Annotated in this window: 3 protein-coding genes; all 3 read left to right on the top strand. The window is 51.6% G+C overall.

What is annotated here, in order from left to right; all coding sequences use genetic code 11:
• The coding region (locus tag E4P00_RS23095) for an RHS repeat-associated core domain-containing protein (protein WP_248133138.1) at nucleotides 1–2891 on the top strand (2891 nt) is incomplete at its 5' end.
• A gap of 1 nt (nucleotide 2892) precedes the next feature.
• On the top strand, nucleotides 2893–3276 hold the full coding sequence (locus E4P00_RS23090) for a hypothetical protein (RefSeq protein WP_248133137.1): 384 nt from the start codon (nucleotides 2893–2895) through the stop codon (nucleotides 3274–3276).
• A 33-nt stretch (nucleotides 3277–3309) separates the two neighbouring features.
• Complete coding sequence (locus E4P00_RS23085) at nucleotides 3310–4023, top strand: hypothetical protein (RefSeq protein WP_078822649.1); 714 nt, start codon at nucleotides 3310–3312, stop codon at nucleotides 4021–4023.
• Nucleotides 4024–4120: the final 97 nt, after the last annotated feature.

Raw genomic sequence — 4120 nt, 5'->3', positions numbered from 1 at the left:
ATGACAGCAACGGCGATCTTGCCGAAGTATTGGATGCCCAAGGCACAACCCTACGGCGCTTTGCCTACGACAGCAGCAGACGCATGGTCGAGCACCAATTGGCGAGTGGTCTGCGTTGCTTCTACCAATGGGTTGAAGTACCTGGGCCAAACGGCCCGGAATGGCGCGTCAGTCGGCACTGGACAGATGCGGGTGATGAATACACCTTTGACTACGACTTGGATGCGGGCATTACACGCGTAACCGATGGGTTGATGCGCGTCAGCACGCGGCATTGGAACCCGCAGTTCCAGATCACTCGCTACGTCGATAACCTCGGCCATACGTGGCAGTTTGAATGGAGCGAAGATCGCCAACTGCTCGGTGCGATTGACCCGCAAAACGGCCAGTGGCGTTTCAACTATGACGCGTCCGGCAACCTGAGCGCCGTCATTGATCCACTGTCCAGAACCAGCAGCACGCAGTGGCTGGCGCATTGGGCATTGCCCGAGGTGGAAACCGACACTGCGGGCCACAGCTGGCATTACCGCTACGACCAACGTGGTAACTGCATCGAGGAAATCAACCCCCTGGGCAACCGTACGCGCTATGTCTATGACGGTTTCGGCCAGCCGGTACGCATCATCGATGCGACGGAAAAAACCAGAACATTGCATTGGAACGAATGGAGCCAACTGGTCGAAGAAGTGGACTGCTCGGGTTATCCCACTCGATATGAGTACGACGCGTTCGGCAATCAAGTGACGCAAATTAATGCTGAAGGGGAGTCCGTGCGCTATCGGTACAATCCCCAGGGACTACTTCTGGAGTGCCTGCTACCGGATGGTCGCATAGAGCAATTTCAACGTAGTGCCAATGGATATCTGTCGGCCTATATCGACCCCGCCGGCAGCTCCACGCGCTATGCCTACAACCTGCACGGTCAGGTCAAACAACGTTGGGATGCTTATAACCGCACGGTCATGTTCGATCATGATGCCTATGGCCGATTGCTGAAACTGACCAATGAGAATGGCGAAAGCTACCACTTCGAATGGGACGCGGCCAACCGCCTGATCCAACAACAAGACCTTGACCTGAGTCGACGCTGCTATACCTATGATCCATTGGCTGAGGTTGTGGCCTTGGACTATCTGCCGGGGATCGAAGGCGAACCGGTGGCTCCAATCAGGCATCAATTCCAGCGGGACCCACTAGGACGCCTGACCAGTAAAATCACCGCCGACGGAACCACAGTTTTTGAGCATGATCTGCGTGACCAATTGGTGGGAATCACCTTCACTGCCCTTGACGGTTGCCAGCAGGCACTCAGTTTCAGCTATGACCCGCTAGGGCAACTACTTGAGGAGCAAAGCTCTGCAGGATCTGTGCAGCATCGTTACGACGAGTTAGGAAACTTGATCCAAACTGGATTGCCAGATGGACGGTGGTTGAACAGACTTTACTACGGCAGTGGCCATCTTCATCAGTTGAATCTCGACGGCCACGTCATTAGCGATTTCGAGCGTGATCGCTTGCATCGCGAAGTGCAGCGTACTCAGGGCCGAGTCAAAACGAATACGGCCTATGATCGAAGTGGCAGGGTACGTTCACGCCAGCGCCGCAGCATTGATCAGCCCTGGCAGTTGCCACCATTGGTCGAGACCGACTATAGCTATGACCCATGCGACAACCTGATTGGACGCCGCCGTACCGATCGACAACACGACTATCAGGAACATATGGGTTACGACAGTACCGGTCGTGTGCTGGTCAGCTATCGTCAGAGTCATCGGGAAACCTATGCTTACGACGCAGCCGCCAACTTGCTCGACGCTCCCCTGCAGAGTGGATTGGTAAGGTATAACCGACTGCTCACTTATCAAGACAAGCGCTATCGATACGATGCTTTTGGTCGCATGATTGAAAAGCGTAGCGCCGTCCATGGTTTACAACGCTTTGCCTACGATGCCGAACATCGACTGATCGAAGTCCGTAACCAGAAAGGCGAGCGGGAGACGCTTGTGCGGATGGTGTATGACCCACTGGGCCGGCGTATTGGCAAAACAGAACATGATCAGCGTGGGTTTCGCTTGGGAGAAACCCGCTTCGACTGGGATGGCTTGCGGTTGCTGAAGGAGTATCGAAACGGGCAGGCCAGCCTTTATCTCTATGAAGATGACGGTTACGAGCCTATCGCACGGGTGGATGGCACTGGCCAGCATCAACATGTGCGGTACTACCATAACGACCTGAACGGCATGCCTGAACAGCTAACGGAAGCCAACGGTCATATCGTATGGCAGGCGCATTTCCGAGTGTGGGGCAATACCTCAGAAGAGTGGCACGAAGCTTCTTTTTTGGAAGAGCAAAACGTGCGGTTCCAAGGGCAATATCTGGATCGAGAAGTCGGACTGCACTTCAACACGCTCAGGTTTTATGATCCCGATGTTGGACGATTCATAACGCCGGATCCGATTGGACTGGCGGGCGGATTGAACCTTTATCAATATGCTCAAAACCCCTCGGGCTGGATTGACCCCAAAGGATTGGCGTGCGGCGCTTATAAAGGGAAGCTGAACCAAAAAGCCTCGAAAATGCCCACGTTGACCAAAGGCTCCAAGGAGTGGAAGCAGGCCGTCCTGGATAACAGGGCAGCCATGGCTAACGGTGAAAAATTTCAGGTCAAGGTAAAATCAAGCTCGGACGCCAAAGCGTTTCTGAAAGAATCGCAAGGTAATATGAACCGCTATAAGGCCCATACTCAGAGCGCGCGCGCCGACGGCGTAGCGAAGTACCCCAAGGGCTATGAGCAACATATGGCTCCAGAAGGCGGCTTTGGAGATACACCGCACATCAAGTGGTACAACAATGGAGGGGATGGTCATATTTTTTATGACGTCCCGAATTGATATGAAAAATGAATATCGATTTGAAACACTCGAAAAAATCGAGTTAGGCCCGAATGAAAACATTGAGCAGATTTCTTTAATGATGCTCAATCCTGTCCTGTCGGGCAATTTCACTCATGTTCTTGACTCATTGACCAAGCTGCGACCTTTTATAACCTCAGACTGTTACTACGTCGCCAACAACCATTTTATCACCAAAGGCAAGAAAAAAATCTTCAGAGGTAAACTTTGCAAATCACAAAAATCTGATCTATTGAGCTTCCTAGATAATGCCGAGGCCTCAGGTGATCTTCGTGAGCTCTTGATTACGCCAGTAGAGTCGTACCCAAACGGCAACATAATTTATATTACCGAAGATGCAACTTATTTATACACAACAGAATGAGTTTGGAGAGACGAGAATGGAAGACTTTTAAAAATGCTGATCACCCCCAACATTGAATTGATAGAAACCTCGCAACTCTATTATGAGGATGCGTCTGTCAGATGGGTTTTCGACACCAATTCTTCCGTGGTCCGCCTCGACACATCACGCAAACCGCATACGAACTCCGAGCATTGGATTTCAGAGAATTCGGACCTCTTTTCATTCTCTGAAAACGGCGACCTGGCTTGCCTGGAGCTCTCCGTACCAGGAGAAAATCATCTGGCTATTTTCAGAATCGATAAAACAATAACCGGCCGCATCAAACTTCATAAGCCGGTCTTTAACGTTCTGCCGACCATGCTCAGACTATTTGATCCTCTTGGCCGACAGTTGTCTTGCTTCATGCGCCCTCCAACTAAAAAAGAGGCTCTCACCCGAGTCAACCTTGGAAAGGACTTCACGATAATCCTGGCGGACGATCAGTATTTCGGTTTTGAGCTATTCAACCCTCTGGATTATTTGGTAGGCCAGAATGATGCTCCGTTGGATCCTGACAACCGGGCGGACAGCGATGAGTATCGACTGTTTGCCGCACTGCTTGACATCATGTCGGACAACACTGTCGAAGCACTCGATAACGACATGGCTTCAGTGGCCAATGAACTTAAAACAAACATATTGCCGCATATCCCATCAATCAAAAGCGCCTCCAGAAAAAATACAGTCCAGTCTTCACTGGAAGACTTCATCGACTATTACGCATGAACCCAATAGCCGCTCAGCTCGATCCTAAGCCATGAGTGAAGACCTCTGGGCTGCCCGCGAAGGCGACGCACTGCTGCACACCTCGGTGATGGCCGAT

Origin of the sequence: Pseudomonas sp. B329 (assembly GCF_023127835.1) — a bacterium.
Lineage (GTDB): Bacteria > Pseudomonadota > Gammaproteobacteria > Pseudomonadales > Pseudomonadaceae > Aquipseudomonas > Aquipseudomonas synxantha_A.
This window is presented reverse-complemented; position numbering and strand designations above follow the sequence as displayed.

Coding starts and splice junctions, on each gene's coding strand:
- E4P00_RS23090 (WP_248133137.1), top strand. CDS start 2,893: ATGAAAAATGAATATCGATTTGAAACACTCGAAAAAATCGAGTTAGGC.
- E4P00_RS23085 (WP_078822649.1), top strand. CDS start 3,310: ATGCTGATCACCCCCAACATTGAATTGATAGAAACCTCGCAACTCTAT.